Source organism: Novosphingobium kaempferiae, assembly GCF_021227995.1.
Lineage (GTDB): Bacteria > Pseudomonadota > Alphaproteobacteria > Sphingomonadales > Sphingomonadaceae > Novosphingobium > Novosphingobium kaempferiae.
The window spans coordinates 2,072,740-2,093,685 of the sequence record NZ_CP089301.1 but is presented as its reverse complement, the minus strand read 5'-3'; the positions used below and the strand labels follow the sequence as shown (position 1 = coordinate 2,093,685).

Annotated in this window: 14 protein-coding genes; 6 read left to right on the top strand and 8 right to left on the bottom strand. The window is 67.8% G+C overall.

Features of this window, described 5'->3' with window-relative positions:
• Positions 1-77 precede the first annotated feature (77 nt).
• Complete coding sequence (locus LO787_RS09620) at positions 78-2,642, bottom strand: HWE histidine kinase domain-containing protein (protein WP_232495609.1); 2,565 nt, start codon at positions 2,640-2,642, stop codon at positions 78-80.
• The gene (locus tag LO787_RS09615; protein ID WP_232495608.1) at positions 2,635-3,201 is read right to left on the bottom strand and encodes a biliverdin-producing heme oxygenase; all 567 of its coding nucleotides are present in this window, start codon (positions 3,199-3,201) and stop codon (positions 2,635-2,637) included. The genes LO787_RS09620 and LO787_RS09615 overlap by 8 nt, the downstream gene beginning before the upstream one ends.
• 248 nt (positions 3,202-3,449) lie before the next feature.
• On the opposite strand from LO787_RS09615, the gene LO787_RS09610 reads away from it, so the two are divergent.
• Positions 3,450-4,202, top strand: coding sequence for a Crp/Fnr family transcriptional regulator (locus LO787_RS09610; RefSeq protein WP_232495607.1), 753 nt, complete (start codon positions 3,450-3,452; stop codon positions 4,200-4,202).
• 90 nt (positions 4,203-4,292) lie between these two features.
• Here LO787_RS09610 and LO787_RS09605 read toward each other — a convergent pair whose 3' ends face one another.
• A complete protein-coding gene (locus LO787_RS09605) occupies positions 4,293-4,862 on the bottom strand; it encodes an Lrp/AsnC family transcriptional regulator (protein ID WP_420847797.1) in 570 nt (189 codons plus the stop codon).
• Positions 4,863-4,911: 49 nt separating this feature from the next.
• Positions 4,912-7,371, bottom strand: a complete 2,460-nt coding sequence (locus LO787_RS09600; RefSeq protein ID WP_232495605.1) for a zinc-dependent metalloprotease — start codon at positions 7,369-7,371, stop codon at positions 4,912-4,914.
• 159 nt (positions 7,372-7,530) lie between these two features.
• Here LO787_RS09600 and LO787_RS09595 point away from each other — a divergent pair, with 159 nt between their 5' ends.
• The 5 genes from LO787_RS09595 to LO787_RS09575 all read left to right on the top strand — a co-directional run bounded on the left by LO787_RS09595 (position 7,531) and on the right by LO787_RS09575 (position 15,865).
• Positions 7,531-7,740, top strand: a complete 210-nt coding sequence (locus LO787_RS09595; protein WP_232495604.1) for a hypothetical protein — start codon at positions 7,531-7,533, stop codon at positions 7,738-7,740.
• Between the two features lie 331 nt (positions 7,741-8,071).
• Complete coding sequence (locus tag LO787_RS09590) at positions 8,072-10,909, top strand: TonB-dependent receptor domain-containing protein (protein ID WP_420847814.1); 2,838 nt, start codon at positions 8,072-8,074, stop codon at positions 10,907-10,909.
• Positions 10,910-11,014: 105 nt separating this feature from the next.
• On the top strand, positions 11,015-12,619 hold the full coding sequence (locus LO787_RS09585; RefSeq protein WP_232495602.1) for an amidohydrolase: 1,605 nt from the start codon (positions 11,015-11,017) through the stop codon (positions 12,617-12,619).
• A gap of 275 nt (positions 12,620-12,894) precedes the next feature.
• A complete protein-coding gene (locus LO787_RS09580) occupies positions 12,895-14,454 on the top strand; it encodes an amidohydrolase (RefSeq protein ID WP_420847796.1) in 1,560 nt (519 codons plus the stop codon).
• 109 nt (positions 14,455-14,563) lie between these two features.
• Positions 14,564-15,865 (top strand): D-amino acid dehydrogenase, encoded by a 1,302-nt coding sequence (locus tag LO787_RS09575; protein WP_232495601.1) that lies wholly within the window; start codon positions 14,564-14,566, stop codon positions 15,863-15,865.
• A 117-nt stretch (positions 15,866-15,982) separates the two neighbouring features.
• Here LO787_RS09575 and LO787_RS09570 read toward each other — a convergent pair whose 3' ends face one another.
• The 4 genes from LO787_RS09570 to LO787_RS09555 form a co-directional block, all read right to left on the bottom strand.
• Entirely contained in the window at positions 15,983-16,543 is a 561-nt protein-coding gene (locus LO787_RS09570; RefSeq protein WP_232495600.1) for a VOC family protein, read from the bottom strand.
• A gap of 395 nt (positions 16,544-16,938) precedes the next feature.
• Complete coding sequence (locus tag LO787_RS09565) at positions 16,939-17,304, bottom strand: hypothetical protein (RefSeq protein ID WP_232495599.1); 366 nt, start codon at positions 17,302-17,304, stop codon at positions 16,939-16,941.
• 11 nt (positions 17,305-17,315) lie between these two features.
• On the bottom strand, positions 17,316-18,641 hold the full coding sequence (locus LO787_RS09560; protein WP_232495598.1) for a hypothetical protein: 1,326 nt from the start codon (positions 18,639-18,641) through the stop codon (positions 17,316-17,318).
• Positions 18,634-20,943, bottom strand: coding sequence for a hypothetical protein (locus LO787_RS09555; RefSeq protein WP_232495597.1), 2,310 nt, complete (start codon positions 20,941-20,943; stop codon positions 18,634-18,636). The genes LO787_RS09560 and LO787_RS09555 overlap by 8 nt, the downstream gene beginning before the upstream one ends.
• Positions 20,944-20,946 lie beyond the last annotated feature (3 nt).

Sequence of the window (20,946 nt, the reverse complement as noted above, 5' to 3'; positions counted from 1 at the left end):
GAAGCGAAGCAATCCAGCGGCACACGCCACTCTGGATTGCTTCGCTTCGCTCGCAATGACGACGGAGGGTGGACGCCTCAGCGGCCCTTCATTACCCGCCCGATGGCCAGCCGCACGTCGCGTTCGCCGTAGGGCTTGGTCACCACCGGCACGCCTTTGAACGCGCCGGACTGGAGCGAGCGTTCGCCGTAGCCGCTAGCGAAGATGAACGGGATGCCGCGCTCCTCCAGCGCATGGCCGACGGCCTCGCTGGTGTCCTTGCCCAGATTGACGTCGAGCATCGCGAAGCTGACGTCCGCGCCCTCCAGCACGCCGAGCGCCGCATTGACCGAGCCGGCGATGCGGCAGTCGGTGAAGCCGAAGCCGCGCAGCACGTCCTCCGCTTCCATGGCGATGATGACGTTGTCCTCGACGATGAGCGCGACACCGGATGCCAGCGCCTCGGTGAACTCGGCGGGATGCGGCGGTTCGGAGGCGGGCTCGCGGATGACCGCGCCGGGCGTCTCGAAGCCGGAGATGTGCTCGTCCGGGATCAGGAACAGGGCATGCAGGCCCTCCACCGGGTAGATGACCGAGGCGGTGCCGCCCAGTTCGTGCGGGATGGTGCGCTCGATGATGGTGGAGCCGAAGCCGCGACGGGTGGGCTCTTTCACCGGCGGGCCGCCTTCCTCGCGCCAGTCGATCTCCAGCGAACCATCGTCGCCCCGGCTGAGCGTCACCGTGACCTGCCCGTTCGAGTCCGACAGTGCCCCGTACTTGCAGGAATTGGTCATCAGTTCGTGGATCACCAGCGCCAGCGTAGTGAAGGCCCCCGGCGCGATCAGCGCGTCCGGCCCCTCGATCACCACGCGGTCGAGCGAGTGGCTGGCGTAGGCGTCGGTCTCGGTGCGGATGAGGTCGTAGAGCGAGGAGGGCGACCAGTCCTTGCGCGTCACCTGGTCGTGCGCGCGGGCAAGGGCGTGGATGCGGCTGCCGACGATCTCGGCGAACTCGTCGATCGTCGTCGCGCCTTCCTTGCTCTGCGCGACGAGGCCGCGGATGAGGTTGAGGATGTTGCGCACGCGATGGTTCAGTTCCGCGATCAGCATGTCCTGCTGCTGGCTCGCCTGCTCGCGCTCGGCATTGGCGGCGTCGGACAGGCGGAGCACGACTTCCAGCAGCGTGATGCGCAGGGCATCGGCGCTGGACACTTCCTCGTCGGTCCATGGCAGGGAGTAGCCGCGCCGTTCCTCCTTCCAGATCTCGAAGCTCTTGCGCGGGGTCAGGCGCGCGCCGTTGGGGCCGAGTTCGATGGCCTTTTCGGGGTTCCCCGCCCACTTCACCTCGCGCACCGCCTCGTTGCGGAACAGCACGATGTAGTCGCGCGGGGTGCGGCTGACGGGCAGGGCGAGCAGGCCCGCCGACTTGTCCGCCCACTCGGACGCGGCGGGATACACGGTGCCGATATTGTCCGATGCCCAGACGGTGCTGGCGCCCGCCGTGTTCAGGAACCGGGCGAGCGCGGCGAACTGGGTCTGGTCGGGCACGGAACCGTGGCCGATGAAGCGCCCGTCCACCCAGCCGACGACGCCGTCGAACGGGATTACCTGCCGGATCGAGTCGGTGAAGTCGTCGAAGGCTTCCAGCAGCGATCCGCCGCCTGCGACGCGGGCCATGATCTCGTCATGGAGGCGCATCGATTCCGCGCGCTTCTCCATCGAGAAGTCGGTTTCCTTCTGCTCCAGCAGGTAGGAGAAGAATTCGCCGAACAGCTCGCTCGCTGTGCGCACGGAGTAGGACAGGCGCAACGGCGAATAGTGGTGGCAGGCCATCAACCCCCACAGCTTGCCGCGCCGCATGATCGAGACGGACATGGATGCCTTGACGCCCATGTTGCGCAGATACTCGATGTGGATTGGCGAGACCGCGCGCAGGCCTGACATCGACAGGTCCAGCGGATCGCCGTTGGGGTTGGTCGCCGGGATGATCGGCACCGTCGGATCGTCCACGTCGCTGATGATGCGCAGCATGTTGCGGGTGTAAAGCTTGCGCGCCTGTGCCGGGATGTCGGACGCGGGGAAGTGCTGCCCCTTGAAGCTGTCCACCATGCCGTTGAGGCTTTCGGCGATGACTTCGCCCGCGCCGTCGCCCTCGAAGCGGTAGACCATGACGCGGTCGAACCCGGTCAGGCCGCGCAGGTGGCGCGCCGCGCTGGAACAGAGCTGCTCGATGGTGGGCGACTGGCGCAGCCGCTCGATCATCGGGCGCACGTAGGAAACGAAATCGCGCCGCTTGCCGCCTTCGTGCGGTTCGATTTCCAGCACGAAGGAGCGGCCCGAATTGTGGACCGCCACGTCGAAGGCCCGTCCGTCGCCGATCAGATCGACGTCGAACATGCGCTCCACGGTATTGGCGCTGCCGAGAATCTGCAGGCGGGTGCGGATGTCGTGCATCGCCTCCTGCGCGAGAAACTCCACCGCCGACAGCCCGACGAGGTCGCGCGGATCGCGGCCGAACAGGTCCTCGCAGTTGAGCGAGACGTGGTTGATGATCCAGTCGCTGGAGAACGACAGCAGCCAGCCGAAGCTCTGGATGCGGCCGATGATGTGGATCGGCTCCAGGTCGCAGGTGGAAAGATCTACCGGATGCATCGCCTCAGCCATCGACGCGCGCCTGGACCTGCGCGCTGGCTTCGAAGGCGTGTGAGAACGTGTCGAATGCCGCCAGCGCGGCGGCGCGGGCGGCGTCGGCCTGCGCGGGCTGGAAGGCGCGGGTGCGCAGCACGGGGACGAGCGCCTTCCACGCGTCATGGCCGCGGCCGTCACTCATGTAGGCGGAGCGGAAGCCCTGCGCCTCGCCCCAGTATCCCTTCTGGCGGATGACCGCGAGGCCGAGTCGCGAGCCGCACACGACATATGCGACGCCCGCGTCCGCACCGTCTCCTGCGATCTGGCCGGTGACGCCCGTGGCGGGCAGTTTGCCGACGCCCAGCTTGTCGAGGTCGGCGCGCAGCATGGCCGGGTAGTCCGGGCATTCGAGGCCCAGTTCGCCCTCGATGAAGCTGCGGAACGTCTCGAACAGCGGTGCGAGGCCGATCGCGTGGGCGGTGAGAAACCGCGCGAGATCGGCGCGTTTCGACAGGTCCAGAGAACCGAACGAGGCGTCGAGGCGTTCGTGGGACGGTCCCGTGGCTTCGCGCAGGGCGCTGAGAAGGTCGGGCATTACGGGCGATCCGAAGTCGGCTTGCATGTCTATCCGCATAAGTGCCCGCAGGCGATTGCAGGCGAACCGGTCGGCGCGCCTGGCTTCGGGAACCCGTGGGCTCCGTTTATGTTCCTCAGTAACACAATAACATGCTCCGGCGACGCGGTCTGTTCACTAATGATCGCTCCGCGTGGAACCGGACCCACATAACGGGGTTGTCTTCGGGGACGGCGTGGGATCGCCGCCGTCGCGGCCAAGGACATTTCATGAGCACCATCCCGCAGACGAGCCCGGTATCTGCCGCCTCCATCGCCGGCAGCGACCTGCTGACGGCGCTGCGGCAGGACGATTTCGCCTTCATCGAGCCCAGACTGGGCGAATGTCGATTGCGTGCGGGAGAGATCATCTACCAGCCCGGCGACAACGTGGATTACTGCTATTTCCCGACCGGCGGGGCGATGTGCTCCTACTTCGTGGAGATGGAGGACGGCACGGCGGTCGAAACGATCCTCGTCGGCCGCGAGGGTGCGCTTGGCGGGATCGTCAGCCATGGCTCGCTGCCCGCCTATGCCCGCGCCAACGTGCTGCACGAGGGCGTCTTCCTGCGCATCGCCACGCGCGACATCGAGGCGGCGAAGGAGCGCTCACCCGCCGTCGCGCACCTGTTCGCGCGCTATGCCGACTGCGTGATGGCGCAAGTGTTCCAGTCGATCGCCTGCAACGCCGTCCACACCATCGAGCAGCGCGCCGCCAAGTGGCTCTCCGCCGCCGTCGACCGCATCGGCCGCAACGACGTGACGATGACGCAGGAGCAGCTCGCCTCGATGATGGGCATCGGGCGCAGCTACGCCAGCCGCGTCCTCCAGCGCTTCAAGCGCGACGGCATGGTGCGCACCCGGCGCGGCGGCATCGAGGTGCTCGACCGGGAGGGCCTCAAGGCGCGCGCCTGCGCCTGCAACGATCAGGTCGAAGGCCACTTCCGCCGCGTGCTCGGAGACGTCTACCCCAAGGAGGGGTAACAACACCTTCGTCATTGCGAGCGCAGCGAAGCAATCCAGCGCGGTGCCGTGACGCTGGATTGCTTCGCTGCGCTCGCAATGACGAGAGGTCTAACGCCCCGCCAGGATGACCGGCGCGATCTGGCGGCTTGCCACCTCCCGTAGCACGAAGCTGCTGCGGATGCGGCGCACATGCGGCAGCACCGACAGTTCCTTGCGGTAGATCATGTCGTAATCCTCGAGCGACTGGACGTTGAGGATCATCAGGAAGTCGGTGTCGCCGGTGACGAAGGCGCAGAACTGCATCGACGGGCTGTCCAGCACCGCCGTCTCGAAGTCCTGCAGCACCGATTCCGCCTGAGAGACAAGCTCGATTGAGACCATAACCAGCGTCCCGTAGCCCAGCGAGCGGACGTTGAGGTGCGCCGAGTAATGCGTGATGTACCCCGATTCCTCGAGGATCTTGCGGCGGCGGGCGACCGCGGTGCTCGACAGATGGACCTTCTCGCCCAGCCACACGTCCGATGCGCGCCCGTCCGAGACGAGAGCGCGCATCAGGCGCAGGTCGGTGTCGTCCAGTTCGTGCTGCGCGGGTTTCCCGCGCGCGGCATCGAGCCAGTGCAGCTTGCCTGACGGCATGTCCATCTTGTTGAGCGCCCCTTTTTTGATTTTCGAAACCATATTGCCGGACGTCCGTTCGATTTCAAACAAAAGGGTGCGGAAAGAGCCGTTACTCGGATAGAATGTTGTCGAACCACCCCGTATCGCCCCCGATGGGCATGCCGGCGGGGATCGGCGGGCGCGGGCGGGACTGCTTGCCGATCTCAGCTTCAAGGCGCTCGGGATCGCCCAGCAGCGCCGCCATCGACACCTGCCACAGCGCATCCTCGGACCCGCCCTTCGCCTTCGCGAAGCCGAGCGCGGTCTCCTTGAGGAAGCCGTCGAGCAGCGCGGCGACGTCCGCTGGCGTGTCCGCATCGCGGCGGGCGGCGGCGATGCCGAGCAGCGTGGTCTGCGCGATCCGGCGCGACACCGCGTCGCCATGGGCGGCGATCACCGGGGACAGCTTCTGGAGCAGGGTGCCGACGCCGGGCTGCTGCGCATCATAGCCGTGCTGGATGTGCAGGCGTGTCAGGCGGGCCGGGGCGAGCAGGCTGTCGAGCGTCATCTGCGCCGCGACTTGCGCCGCGACGAGAGGATCGAACACCGCCGAGCCCGCGCCGCGCAGCACTTCGGGCGCGGCCTCCACGTCGGTGCGGGCGCTGGTGCCGCTCGAAAGCGCCAGGCTGAGCGATGCGGGCACCGTCAGCACCGTGGGGGAGAGGGTGCCGACCAGCGCGTCGATCGCGGCGACCTGCTGCGCGGCGGGGACCGGGCTGGGCGTCTCGCGCCCGTCGCCGACGACCGCATATTCGTAGTTCACGCCGCCCACCAGCTTGCCGGTGGCGTCGATCGAATAGCGGTGGAACAGCCAGATCGGGACGAACTTGCGGCGCAGGTTGGACAGCGGCTCTCCGGCGAGCAGCACGTTCGGGCCGAAGTTCGCAAGCGCGATGCGGCGCACGTCCATCGTGTGGGCAAGGTCTTCGGGCGTGTCCTGCCCTTCGGTCCACATGTTGACGCCGGGCACGGCAAGGTCGGGCGCGCGGCCGTCGATGTCGGTGCCGTAGATGAGGCCCGCCTTCTTGATGGCGTCGGCCTTCTCCGCTGCCGCCACGTCCGGATCGACGCCGGGGGCGGGCTGGCCGTAGAGCCAGTCGACGGTGAACTTGTCCCACTTGCCGATGCCGCTGGCATAGGCGTCGGCGAGGGTCAGCCTGCCGCTCACGATGTCCACCTTCGGCCCCGGATAATCCATCACCGAGGCGCGGTCCTGCAGGCTGGCCTTGAAGTTGTGGACGAAGCCGATGGCGTGGCCGACTTCGTGCGCGCCCAGCTGGCTGATGCGGGCAAGCGCCGCGCGGACCGGGTCGTCAGGGCCGCCACTGTTGTTGTGCGCGGTGCCGACGAGGCCCTCGAAGATGGTGATGTCCTGTCGCACGCGCAGCGCGCCGAGCACGACGTTGCCCTTGACGATCTCTCCGGTGCGCGGGTCGATCACGCCGCCGCCGTAGGACCAGCTGCGGTTCTGGCGGTCGGTCCAGTTGACCACGTTGTAGCGCACGTCCTGCGGATCGACGTTCGGCGGCAGGATTTCCACCTTGAAGGCATCGACGAGGCCCGCCGCGTCGAAGGCATCGGCCCACCAGCGCACGCCGTCGGCCAGCGCGGTGCGGATGGGATCGGGTGCGGCGCTGTCGATGTAGAAGACGATGGGCTTCTTCACCGGCGAGCGCGCGGCGGTGGGATCGGTCTTCTCCAGCCTGAAGCGGTTGGCGTATTCGACCAGCATCGGCTGGCCGAGCGGGGTGCCGAAGTCATAGGCCTGCGTGGCGTGCGTGCCCGAACGGATGTCGAACTTGCGCGGCACGAAGCCGGGCTCCGGCAGGGCGACGAGCGAGGAATGCACGGTCACGCTGACGGCGCGGCCATCGGGGGCGAGCACGTCCAGTTCGCGCCCGGCGCTGTCGGCGGTGAAGGTCTGCACCGTTTCCAGTTCGATGTTCTTCGGGAAGACCTTGACCGATCCGGTGTCGAGCGCGCTCAGCTTCTCGGACAGCTTGTAGCCCTTGGCGCTTTCGCCGATGGCGCCGGCAAGATCCATCGCGTCGGTCATCAGCAGCGGGGTCAGGTCAACGGTGACGGGGCCGTTCCCGGTGCCGCTGACGATCTCCAGCATGGCGACGGTGCTGAACGGGAAGCTGGCGCGCGCGCCTTTCGCGATCCCGGCGTCGCCGCTGGCGCGGAAGCGCGGGTTCTCGAACACGACGGCGACCTTGCCGCCCATGCGGCGGAACGCGAGCACCTTGGTATCGCCCTGCATGCCGCGGTCGATGCGGATCGCCGCGGAGCCGAGGCCGGTCTTGATCGCCTGCGTGAAGAGGTAGCGTCCCGAGACGCCGTCCGCGTCGGCGGGGGGCAGGGTGAACATGACCTTGCCCTTGGCGGCATCGACCTGGACCGGCAGCAGCGCACCGTCCGGCGAGGTGGTCGCGGCCACCGGCGCAGCCGATGCAGGCGCGACGGCAAGGCAGGCGACCAGTGCGCAGCTTGCGGCAAGGACGGGCTTCATGCGGGAGACGAACGACATCGAAATGCTTCCCCTTGTCTGGATATGGTTCCGTTCCCGGAACTTGCGGCGAGAGCGTGGACCCCTTCATCTCGCCGATGCAGCAAAGCCTAGCCGAAACCGGGCGCAGGTTCCCCGAACTTATCGGGTTTGTCGCGCATGCCGTTGAAGGATTCCTGCGTGACCGGCAAATATGGCGCTGATTTCATGCATCGACCGGCAAACCCTTGGGGAACTCGGGCAACCGCAGCGGAATGCTGCGCTGCATTTCGCGAATCACTGCGGTTCGGGCTTTCAAAAAATGCGCACGGGTTTCGCGTCGTGCATTTTTCTTGCGTCGATGGTCGTCGTGGCATCGAAATCCATCAACTGGCGCTGCAAATAGCCTGAACTTTCGTGGGATCGTTCGCCCCCTTCCAGATAGTATCGACGTCATCGGGCAGCAGTCGGGTTCGGGGGCAAAACCGAAATCCAAGCCGACACTGCCGGATGATGGCCCCTCTCGAACCATTCAAGGACGGTTCGGCGAGGGCGGGGAATACGGTTCGATGGATGATCCGCCGCAGGGCGGCACCGCGAGGGCGGTGAGCGCACCCGTGCGCCTGTCGGATCGATGCTTTCTCCATCCATCGGGACATGAGGGTGCCTGTGGCGAGGGATTCAGTCACAGGGAGTTTTCGCGATGCGCAATGCAGTCATGACCTCGAAGACACGGGGCGCCATGGAAACCTTTACAGCGCGTTCGGTCCGTGCCCTACTGCTGGCAGGCGTGGCCGCGCCGCTGCTTGCCGCCGCCCCGGCCTTCGCGCAGGGAGCCCCGGCCGACGAGGAGCCCGTAAACGATATCGTCGTGACCGGCTCGCGCATCGTCGGTGATGGCTATAGCGCGCCAACTCCGGTGGCGGTGCTGGGCGAGGCGGACATCGCCGCGCAGGCCCCCGCCAACATCTCCGACTTCGTGAACCAGCTTCCCGCCATCGCCGGCAGCGGCACTTCGGGCAGTTCCTCCGGCGGCCTGTCGAACGCGGGCGCGGGCATCAACTCGATCGGCCTGCGCGGCCTCGGCGTCGGGCGCACGCTGGTGCTGGTCGACGGCCAGCGCTCGGTCGCATCGACCGTGGGTGGCACCGTGGACATCAACACCATCCCGCAGGATCTGGTGAAGCGCGTCGAGGTCATCACCGGCGGCGCCTCGGCCGCCTACGGTTCGGACGCGGTGGGCGGTGTCGTCAACTTCATCCTCGACACCGGCTACAAGGGCTTCAAGCTCGGCGCGGACACCGGCATCTCCACTTATGGCGACGCCTTCAACTACCGCTTCTCGGGCACGGCAGGCTTCTCGCTGCTGGACGACAGGCTGCACCTCCTCACCAATGTCTCCTACTTCAAGCAGACGCGCGAGGAAGGGATCGACCGCGACTGGAACAACGGCGGCTACTTCCAGATCAACAACCCGGCCTACACCGCCACCAACGGCCAGCCGCAGCGCTATGTCGGCAGCGGCATCGGCCCGGCGGGCTATACCGCAGGCGGCCTCATCACCAGCGGCCCGCTGCGCGGCACCTATTTCCTGGGTGACGGGCAGACCAGCCAGCTCAACTTCGGCACCCTCGCCAGCCCTTGGATGGTCGGCGGCGACTGGCAGACGACGCTCGACGGGCACCTTGGCACCAACACCCTCGTCCCCCTCGACGAGCGCCTGAGCGCGTTCCAGCGCATCGGCTTCGACGTGACGCCGGACATCGAGATCTTCGGCCAGTTCTCCTACAACCGCTCGGTCAGCGCCAGTTCGTACCAGCAGACGCCCAGCACCGGCGTGACCATCCAGCGCGACAACGCCTACCTCCTCAGCCAGTACCCCACCGTGGCGGCGGACATGGCGGCGCGGGCCCTGCAGTCGATCACCATCGGCACGTCGAACGCGGGCTTCCCGATCCCGGGCAGCAACATCAAGCGCGAGGTCTATCGCGGCGTCATCGGCGCCAAGGGCAACCTCGACCTGTTCAGCAAGCCGATGGCCTGGGACGTCTACTACCAGAAGGGCGTGACCAAGGCGCGCGAGGAGCTGACCAACACCTGGAACAACGCCCGCATGGCGCTGGCGCAGGATGCGGTGTTCGACGGTTCGGGCAACATCGTGTGCCGTTCGACGCTCGCCAACCCGACCAACGGCTGCGTGCCCATCGACCGCCTTGGCACCAGCGGACCGTCGCAGGCTGCGCTCGACTACATCTACATGGACGGCTACCAGCCGCTGCGTCACCAGACCATCAAGCAGGACGTCGCCGCCGCGACGATCTCGGGCAAGGCCTTCGCCCTGCCCGCCGGTGAAGTGGCCTTCGCGACCGGCGTCGAGTGGCGGCGCGAGCAGATCAACGGCGAGGTGGACCCGATCCACAACTCCGGCTGGCTCTACGGCAACTTCCGCGTCAACCAGGGCAAGTACGACGTCTACGAGGGCTTCCTCGAAGTGGACGTGCCGGTGTTCGACGGCATGAACATAAACGCGGCCGCACGCGGCACGCACTATTCCACCTCGGGCTGGGTCGGCACCTGGAAGGTCGGCGCGAACTGGCAGGCGATCGACGCCCTGCGCTTCCGCGGCAACATCAGCCACGACATCCGCGCGCCCAACCTGGACGAGCTGTTCGCGGCGGGCACCGCGCGCACCAACTCGGTCATCATCCCGACGGGCGCGAACGCGCCGCAGACCGGATCGCTGCAGTTCGTGCAGAACGCCTTCGGCAACCGCGCGCTCAAGCCGGAAGTGGCGGACAGCTGGACGCTGGGCGCGATCTTCGAGCCGGGGTTCCTGCCGGGCTTCTCGCTCTCGTTCGATTACTACCAGATCAAGATCAAGGACGCGATCGGCTCCATCACCGCGCAGCAGACGGTGGACCTGTGCTACGAGCAGGGCATCACCTCCTACTGCCCGAACATCCACTTCGTGAACGGTCAGCTGAGCACGATCGACCTGACGCCGATCAACTTCGCCCGCCAGAAGACCAAGGGCTTCGATATCGAGGCGAGCTACACCACGCAGGTCGGCCCCGGCACCCTGCGCCTGCACGGTCAGGCGACGCACTACATCGAGAACGTCATCGACGACGGCATCAGCTTCCCGATCGACTACGCCGGCGTGCTGGCGGGCGGCACGTATGCCTCGCCCAACTGGGTCTACCGCCTGAGCGCGTTCTACGACATCGATCCGGTGACGTTCAACCTGGTGGCGCGCGGCTTCACCGACGGCGTCTACGGCAACGACTGGATCGAGTGCAGCGGCGACTGCCCGACCAGCAGCGCGCAGTACCGCACGATCAACGACAACTCGATCGACGGCGCGGTCTACTTCGACGCATCGGTCGACTTCAAGTTCCCGGCCATGGGCGACGGCATCGGGCACCTGACCTTCATCGTCAACAACCTGCTGAACAAGGACCCGGTGCTCGTCGGCAACGGTCCGGACGGCAACAACGTGCCCGCCTACGCCCAGACCAACCGTGGCCGCTACGACGTGATCGGCCGCACCTTCCGCGTCTCGGCGAAGATCGAGTTCTGATGATCTTCGAAGCAATCCAGTGCCGTGGAAGGCCGCTGGATTGCTTCGCTACCCTCGCAATGACGAAAGTTTTGGATGCCCGTTGAGGCCAGAGGAGTTCCCCCGATGAAGACGTTCAAGCGCGCCGCGACCAAGGCGGTTCTGGCTGCTGCCCTTGCCTCCACCGTTATGGGCGGTGTCCCCGCACACGCCGCTGCTCCGCAGGCGCTGAAGGACGAAGTGGCCGCCGAGGTGGAGGCGCAGCGCAAGCAGATCCAGGTCATGGTCGACCAGATCTTCAGCTATGCCGAACCCGGCTTCCAGGAAGTGAAGACCAGCGAGTACCTGACCGGCATCCTCGAAAAGAACGGCTTCAAGGTGGAGCGCGGCGTCGCGGGCATTCCCACCGCCTTCACCGCCACCTGGGGCAAGGGCGGCCCGAAGATCGCGCTGGGCAGCGATATCGACGACGTGCTCGGCGTTTCGCAGACCCCCGGCCTGCCGTATCTCAAGCCGCTGGTGGAAGGCGCTCCGGGCCATGGCGAGGGCCATAACTCGGGCATGCCGCTGATGGTCGCCGCTGCCATCGCCACCAAGAAGGTGATGACCAAGCACGGCCTCGAAGGGCGCCTGATGCTGTGGCCCGGCGTCGCCGAGGAACTGCTGGCGACCAAGGCCTATTTCGTGCGCGCGGGCATGTTCAAGGACGTCGACGCCTCGATCTTCACCCACGTCAGCTCCGATTTCTCGACCGGCTACGGCGAGATGGGCAACAACGGCATGGTCTCGGTGGAATACACCTTCAAGGGCAAGACCGCGCACTCGGCGGGCATGCCGTGGGAAGGCCGCAGCGCGCTCGACGCGGTGGAAATCATGGACGTCGCGTGGAACTTCCGGCGCGAGCACCTGCCGCTGACGCAGCGGTCGCACATGATCATCACCAACGGCGGCGGCCAGCCCAACGTGGTGCCGGACAAGGCCAGCATCTGGTACTTCTTCCGCGAGCGCACCTTCTCCGACATCCGCAAGCTCTACGAGACCGGCAACGACATCGCCAAGGCCGCAGCCCTCGCCACCGGCACCACGATGACGCAGCAGACGCTGGGCTACGCCGCGCCCAACTTCGGCAACAAGCCCATCGCTGAGGCCGCCTATGCCAACATCAAGGCCGTCGGCATGCCCAAGTGGTCGGCGGACGATCAGGCCTTCGCCAAGGCCGCGCAGACCTACAACGAGCGCAAGATCGAGCCGCTCAAGACCGAAGTCACCGAACTCTCGACGCCAGAGAACCGCAAGCCCTCGACCGGCGGCGGCTCGGACGACATCGGCGACATCATGTGGGCGGTGCCGACGATCACCATCCGCTTCCCGTCGAACATCCCCAACATGATCGGCCACAACTCCACCTCGGCAATCGCGATGGCGACCCCGATCGCGCACAAGGGCGTGGAAGCCGGGGCCAAGGCGGTGGCGATGACCGTGCTCGACCTCGTGACGACGCCGCAGCTGATCGCGGACGCCAAGGCGTACTTCACCGATGTGCAGCTGAAGACCGACACCTATGCGCCGGTCCTCACCGACAAGGACGTGCCCGCGATCTGGCTGAACGAGCGCAACATGCAGCTCTATCGCCCGATGATGGAGAAGTACTACTACAATCCGGCGAAGTACCCGACCTATCTCGACCAGCTGGGCGTCAAGTACCCCACCCTGACCAAGCCGGCGGAGTGAGAGGCATGGGCATCATGGACTCTGTCACTGTCGTTTCCACCGCCGTCATTGCGAGCGGCGAAGCCGCGCGGCAATCCGACCCTGTGCAAGACCGCGCTGGATTGCTTCGCTTCGCTCGCAATGACGAAGGTTTGGGAGGCAGTGTCGAAGGTATTGCAGGCAACGCCGCTTCCCCCACGTTCGTCATTGCGAGGCCCGAAGGGCCGCGGCAATCCAGCGCGCCACGCCGCCCCACCGGGCTGCTCCGCTCGCTGATTGCCGCAGCGCTGGCTTCCGTGGCCATCGCTCCCGGCACGGCGCATGCCGCCGCCGATCCGGCGATGAAGCAGGAAGTCGTCGCCGCCGTGGAGGCGCAGCGCAAGCAGATCCAGGTCATGGTCGACCAGATCTACTCGTTCGCCGAACCCGGTTTCCAGGAGGTGAAGACCAGCGAATACCTTGCGGGCATCCTCGAAAAGAACGGCTTCAAGGTGGAGCGCGGCGTTGCCGGCGTGCCCACCGCGTTCACCGCGACGTGGGGCACCGGCGGGCCGAAGATCGCGCTCGGCAGTGATATCGACGGGCTGCTCGGCGTCTCGCAGACGCCCGGCACGGCGGAAGTGAAGCCGCTGATCGAGGGCGCTCCGGGCCATGGGGAGGGCCATAACTCGGGCATGCCGCTGATGGTCGCCGCCGCGCTTGCCGCCAAGCAGGTTATGACCAAGCACGGCATCCAGGGTCGCCTGATGCTGTGGCCCGGCGTCGCCGAGGAACTGCTGGCGACCAAGGCGTACTATGTGCGCGCGGGCATGTTCAAGGACGTGGACGCCTCCATCTTCGCGCACGTCAACACCGGCTTCGGCACCGGCTGGGGCGACCTCGGCCTGACCGGGCTGATCTCGGTCGAGTACGAGTGGAAGGGCAAGACCGCGCACTCCGCAGGCTCCCCGTGGGAAGGGCGCAGTGCGCTCGACGGCGTGGAACTGATGGACGTCATGTGGAACTTCCGGCGCGAGCATCTGCCGCTCTCGCAGCGTTCGCACGATGTCATCACCAACGGCGGCGGCCAGCCCAACGTCGTGCCCGACCGCGCGAGCAGCTGGTACTATTTCCGCGACAAGGACTTCGGCACGCTGCGCAACCTCTACGAGACCGGCAACCAGGTGGCCGAGGCGGCGGCGCTGGCGTCGGGCACCACGGTCAGCCGCAAGGTGCTGGGCTATGCGGCGCCGAACTACGGCAACAAGCCGCTGGCGGAGGCGCTCTACGCCAATATCCAGACGGTGGGCGTGCCGCAGTGGTCCGCCGCCGATCAGGCTTTCGCCAAGGCGGTGCAGGTGAAGAACCACCTGAAAGTGGAGCCGCTGGCCGACAAGGTCGCCCCGCTCTCCACGCCCGAGACGCGCGGCAACGCCAGCTTCGGCGGTTCGGACGACATCGGCGACGTGATGTGGACGGTGCCCACCGTCACCATCGGCTATCCGGCGAACGTCCCCAACGTCATCTTCCACCACGCCACCGCCGCGATGGCGATGGCGACGCCGATCGCGCACAAGGGCACCGTCGTCGGCGCCAAGGCGGTGGCGATGACCATCCTCGACCTGATGACGACGCCCGAACTCGTCACTCAGGCGAAGACCTGGATGCGCGACGTCCAGTTGAAGGACCAGAAGTACGATCCCCTGATTGCCGCCACCGACATGCCCGCCATCGACCGCAACGCGCGCACGATGGGGCTCATGCGTCCGGCGATGCAGGGCCAGTACTACGATCCGAAGAAGTACGACTCCTACCTGCAGCAGCTTGGCATAGACTACGAAGCCGCGGGTCGCGAAACCTCGGGCGCAGGCAGCTAGCCTCCCAGTTGCGCCACCGGCCGGGGTGCGAACACCCTGACAAGATCAAACTGCCCCGGCCGGCTCTTTTCCATTTCCGACATCCTCCTTCATGCGAAGGGACACGCAGATGGCACGCATCATCGTCATCGGCGCCGGTATCACCGGCGTCACGGCCGCCTATGCCCTGCTCGGGCGCGGGCACGAGGTCACTCTGGTCGAGCGGCACCGCTATCCGGCGATGGAGACATCCTTCGCCAACGGCGGGCAGCTTTCGGCCAGCAATGCCGAAGTGTGGAATTCGATGGCGACGATCGCCAAGGGGCTGCGCTGGATCTTCCGCCCCGACGCGCCGCTGCTGTTCAACCCGCGCCCCTCGCTCCACAAGTATTCGTGGATGGCCGAATTCGTGGGCGCCATCGGCAGGCACCGCGCCAATACGGTGGAGACCACCCGCCTCGCCATCGCCGCGCGCCGCCACCTGTTCGACATCGCCGAGCGCGAGGGCATCGACTTTGACCTGTCGCGCTGCGGCATCCTCCACTTCTACCGCAACGCCGAGACGTTCGAGGCGGCGCGGCGCGGCAACGACCTGCTGCGCGAGGGCGGGCTGGAACGGGACGAGGTCTCCCCCGCCGACATCGCCCGCATCGAGCCGACGCTGACCGGCGATTTTCGCGGCGGCTTCTTCACCCCGTCGGATTCGACCGGGGACATTCACAAGTTCACCACCGGCCTCGCCCGGGCCTGCGCGCGGATGGGCGCGCGGTTCGTGCTGGGCGGGGAGGTGGACGGCATAGCGCTTCGTTCCGACGGTGTGTCGGTGCGACTGCAGGCGGCGGGCGGCCTTGGGGAAGGATCCGATACCGGCCGCCTGCAGGACCTGTCGACCGATGATCTCGGTGCGGAAATGCTTGTCGAGGGCGACATGCTGATGGTCTGCGCGGGCGTCGGCAGCCGGGCGCTGGCGGCGAAGCTGGGGGACCGGGTGAACATCTACCCGGTCAAGGGCTACTCGATCACCGTCATGCTGAACGATGCCGAGAGTCAGGCCGCCGCCCCGCGCGTCAGCCTGCTCGACGAGGATGCCAAGATCGTCACCAGCCGCCTCGGCGACGAGCGGTTCCGGGTGGCGGGGACGGCGGAGTTCAACGGCTTCAACCGCGACATCCGCGCCGACCGCATCCGTCCGCTGGTGGACTGGAGCGAGCGGCACTTCCCCGGCATGTGTACGCGCCAGGTGGTGCCCTGGGCGGGGCTGAGGCCGATGACGCCGACGATGATGCCCTTCGTCGGCCCCGGCCAGCACCCGCGCGTGTTCTACAACACCGGCCACGGCCACCTCGGCTGGACGCTCTCCGCGATCACGGCGGAGATGGCCTGCGAGGCGGTGTGGCAGGCGCAGGCGGACCCGCTGCGGCTCAGGGCGTAGGAACCCCGCCCTTCGCCTCACCATCGTCATTGCGACCGCAGCGAAGCAATCCGGCACGGAGCGCGCCGCTGGATTGCCGCGGCCCTGCGGGCCTCGCAATGACGGTGGTTGGGTGGCTCAGGGCGTAAGAGGCAGCAGCGGCGCGCGTCGGTAGAACGACAGGTCCTCGATCTCGTAGCACGGCGGCGTCTCGTCCGTCCGCGCATCGTGCAGCCGCTTCCAGTGCGCGAAGAGGCCCATGATGTGCGGCGGGTCGCCGTGGATCTCGGTGAAGCCGCCGTTGAGGCTGCGCGTGTCGAAGTAGGCCGCGTTCACCTCGTCCGCCCACAGCTCGGTCGCGAGCGGATAGCCCATGTCGATCCACCGCTGCCGCTCCGCCGCGAAGTCGGAGACGAGGTAGGCGACGTGGTGGAACCCCTCTTGACCGCGCGCATACATGTCGCGGTAGATCGAGGGGCTCTCGTCATGCTGCTCGATGAACTGGATCATCAGGTCGCCGAGGTAGCCGAAGGCGTAGGACACGTCCGCCTCGTTCGCGGTGCCGCGATAGGTGAACTCGTCGCAGTGGTGGTGGCGCACCATGCAGAACGGCCCGGCGCCGAAGGCCTGCGCCCACTTCGCCGCCGCCTCGTCGATGCTGTTCACGAAGAACGCCTGCTGGAACAATGCGCGGTCCATCGTCTCTCCCGTCATGCCTGTTGTGGTTCGCGGGGAGAGTGTGGGGCGGGCGCGGGCGAGGGCGCAATCGGGCGAATGGCTAGGGGGAGGTGGCCCCGCCCTTCGTCATTGCGAGCGTAGCGAAGCAATCCACGAACGGCGCGCGACCGTGGATTGCTTCGCTGCGCTCGCAATGACGAACCGGATTGGCCCTCAAATCTCCATCGCCCCTGCCTTCGCATGGGCGACGGGGTGTTGGGGTAGGATGTCATCCGGTCAAACCCAGTCCGTCATTCCCGCGAAGGCGGGAACCCATCTCCTGACTGAGCCTATTGCACGGGCATCAGATGGGTCCCCGCCTTCGCGGGGATGACCATATGGGGTGGTGGGGCGGGAGGTTGGAAGGTCACCCCCCCTCACTCCGATCGCAGCGGGCCGCTGGCGCTCACCCGGATCGTGTTGCCGAAGCGGTCCGACTTGCTGTCCCCGTCGCGCAGGAGTGGCTGGCCGTCGACGGTCAGCGCGGTGGAACTGCCGGTCAGCGTCACCTCCACGGGGATCGAGGTGCTGGAGGACGAGCCGCCCTTGGTGCCGGTGTAGCTGAACTTCGCGACCGCCTTCCACGCCGCCCGTTGCCCGTTGACGGTACAGGCCGCCCGCGTGGAGACGACGAGCGAGACCTGGGACCACATCCCGCCCGGATCGTAGCCGTCGTAGGGGCTCGAAGGCTGCCCCACCTGCGTGGACACGTCGTACTCGACCGCTATCGACCTTGCTGCCATCTCCCGATGTCCTAACCCCCGCGCAGGCGGCCGACGGCGGTGGCGATGCCACGCAGGCGGCCCGCGCTGACCTTGGCCGCATCGGCCGAAACGTTGCCGACGGTGAGCGCGCCCGCGACCTTGGCGGGATCGGCGGCGGCAAGGTCGGCCACGGTCTTTATGCCCGCGCCCGCCAGCGCCTGCCGTTCCTCGGGCGTGGCGGCGGCGAAGGCGTCGATGGCGGCGGCGCCGGGGCCTGCCTCACCGGCATGGAGGCCGACGGCGCCGATCCCGGCGATGGTGTCCGCGCCGGCCGCCCTGATCTCCTCCACGCGCGTGGTGACGACCTTGTCGGCCATCTCGTCGGTATTGGCGAAGCTGGCCGAGGCGTCGACGTTCCTGAGCGCGTCGCGCAGCATGACGCCGCCGCCGATGTCCTCGGTGCCGAACTCACGTTCGAGATCGGCCTTGGTGAAGGCCTGCCCGCCGAACTTGTCCTTCACCTTGTCGGCGTTCTCGACCGACCATGCGCCGATCCGCCCCGCCACTTCCATGCGCGGGTCGAGGTAGCCCGCCTTGGGCGCGGCGGCAGCGGCGACGGGCGTCAGCACGGTGCCGATGGGGGTCTGCCACAGCTCCACCTTGCCGCCGTTGAACACCCCTTCCGATATGCGCGTCGCCTTCATGCCGCCGATCAGGCCCACGGTGGCATCGTCGCGCGGGGTCCAGACCTTGTCGCTGGCGATCAGTTCACTGGCGATGCCGGGGTAGATCACGCGCGGGTCGCGCACACGGGGATCGAGGGGGCCGACATCAATGGGATAGGGCAGCACCTCCAGCGGCTTCTTCGGCTGGAACACCTCGCCGGGGAAGCGGATCGGCGGCAGGGTCACGTCGCCGCTCTTGGGCGAGAGATCGTGGATGTCGGCGTTGATGCGGTTCAGTTCGGCGCGCACTTCCTCCAGCAGCAGCGAAAGCTGGCCGCGCAGTTCCATCATGCATTCGAACAGGCCTGAGGTATCGCGCGACAGCGCGTCGAGATCGGCCTCGATCTTGTGGAAGCGGGCGTTGAAGCCCTCGTCCCCGTTGGAGCCTTCGGCGGAGACGACGTCCTCGCCGTCCTGCCAGTCGGCATGGATGAAAGTGCGGGCGAATTCCGGCTCGCAGTCGTCGTCGGTCGAGGCGAGCGGCTTCGAGTAGTTGAAGCGCCGCCGCGATCCGCCGATCTTGTCCTGGATGATCGAGACCGCCAGCACCGACTTCTGCGCGTCGGTCAGTTCGTACTTGTCGAGCAGCTTGAACACCTCGGTGGTGTCGAGGTCGTAGCTGGTCTTCAGGATGGTGTCGAAACTAGCCATGGCTTGTCTCCGGGGCAGGGGAGCCCGCGCGGCGGGGGCGGTGGAACCGGCGCCATGTGCGCGCGGCGGAAGGATCGAGCGGGGTCAGCGCGCCGTCGTCGGCGGCGACGTGGAAGCGGCGGATCGGCCAGGTGTTGATCTCGATGCCGGCGGGATTGCGCAGCGCCAGCATGTTCATCAGCATCTCGTACTGTGCGAAGGAGAGGAGATCGCCGTCCCCGGCCTCCACCCGCACCTCGTAGGGATCGGTGCCGCCGAGCCGCTGGTAGCCGAGCACGACGACGGCGTAGAGGCCCACCCCGCGCGCGACCATCTGCGTCGCCGTCCCCGTGGCGCGGGTGAGGCGCGCCGGGACTTCGCCGTTGGCGGACGGCGTGCCCGCGGACTTGTCGACCGGGGACAGAAACCAGCGGTACATGGTCGATGCCTTGCCGGTCAGGTTGGCCCCGGCCACCGGCAGCGCCACGGTGGAGACCAGCAGCGCTGCGGTGCCGGGGGAGAACAGCGGGACGGCGGCGGCAGCCCCGGCGCGCCTCAGGTCCGCGCCCAGCTCACCGAGCGTGCGCCATGCGGCGTCGTCGCCGTTGGCCAGCGCCGTGGCGGTGTCGGCGGGGAGCGCGAGCAGCGTCCAGGCATCGGCGGGCAGCGCGGCGAGCGCGTCGCGGATCGGCTGCCAGTCGTCGATCACCGGGAGCCCGGCGGCGCGCAGGCGCAGGCTGGCGGCGGCGTCGGGCGCGTTCGCGGCGGCGAGCGGGGGGGCGGGGTCGGCGCTCACCGTGACGCCGGGCAGGCGTTCCGCCGCGCGCGCCTGTGCTCCGGCCAGAACGGCGGATGACGCGGCTCCGGCGGCGGGCACGAAGCTGGCGGCGAAATCCTGCGTCGCCGCGCCGCCTGCCGCTCCCGGATGGAGCAGCGTCTGCCCGGCGATCGCCAGTGCCCCGGTGCCGAGGTGCGATAGGAACAGCTCGCCTGCCGCCGATGGGTGGACGGTGCGGAACCCGCAGGCGCGCAGGATCCACGCGCCGGTGGGGTCGTCCCCGGGCGCGGCGGGCGGCTCCAGCGCGCGGAAGGTGGCGCGGGTGGCTGGATCGGCCACGTTCGCGCCCGTCTGCACGGCCTGATGTACGGCGGCGATGGTCGCGGCGGCAAGCGGCGCGATGGCGATGCCGAGGCCCATGGCGTGACGCGGGTCGCCATCCGGATCGAGCGCGCGGAGCAGCTGCGGCTTCTCGGCGATGCCCAGCGCCTCCAGCAGCCCCGCCAGCCGGTCCAGCCCACGCGCGAGGTCCGGGGCCATGGCGGCATCGGGCGCGGTCAGCGTGACGCGTGCCTGCAAGCGGGCGATCAGCGCCTCCAGCCCGGCGCGATCCTCGGACGACAGCCTGCGCTCGGGCGGCAGCGCACCCCCGGCGTCGACCAGCACCCACTTGCGCAGGTAGTCGACGAAGGCCTGCCGCCGCGCCCGCGCCTTCGTCTCGTCCGCATCCACCGAGACGAGCGATACGGCGACCGAGAACGGGTTGGCGTTCTCCAGCAGGTGCAGCGCCCCGGCAAAGCCCATGTCCGCCACCGGACCGAGCGGCCCCAGCCGCGCGTCGTACTGGGCGCGGCGGGGAAAGGCGACGCTGCGATAGAGGGCGAGGCGGCGGCGGTAGTCGGCATCGGCCTCGGGCTGGTCCACGGTGCTCACGGTGCCGTCCGCAGCCAGCGTCGGTCGGGTCCGCAATCGCGCGACGCCGAGGTCACCGCCGTGCCGGTCGAGCGCGTTGCCCTCGGCGGTGGCGATGTGGCGCGCCGCACCCACCGCGCGGGCATGGCGGCGCAGGGCCACCGTCTCCGCATCCAGAAGCGCCATCAGTCGCCCCAGACGCCCCGACAGCAGCACGCCGGTGACGCTCTGGCGCACCTCGGTGTCGTTCAGTACACCCTGCGGGCCGGTCAGTTCGAGGCGGATACGGAACGGTCCGACCAGCTCCGTGGCGGGATCGGCGACCGGAACATGGAGCGGCAGCACCGTCCCCGCCTCGGACCAACCCGCGAAAATCAGCGGTTCCAGGTCACGCACAGGCCCCGGAGACATGAGCCGCGCCGCCACCCGCAGCGGCTCCGGCCCAAGGTCGGCGGTCAGCGCAAGGAACATCGCCGCCTCCCGCAAAGGCGCCTCAAGTCCCAGAATTCCGCCGTTTCCGACCGTCACCATCTCCACCCGCGCGGCCGCACTCGCCGGCCCGGTCATGTCCTGCGCCAGCCGCGCCAGAATGTTGGCGGCGAACGGATCGGCGGGAAGAAGGGCGGTGTCCATCGG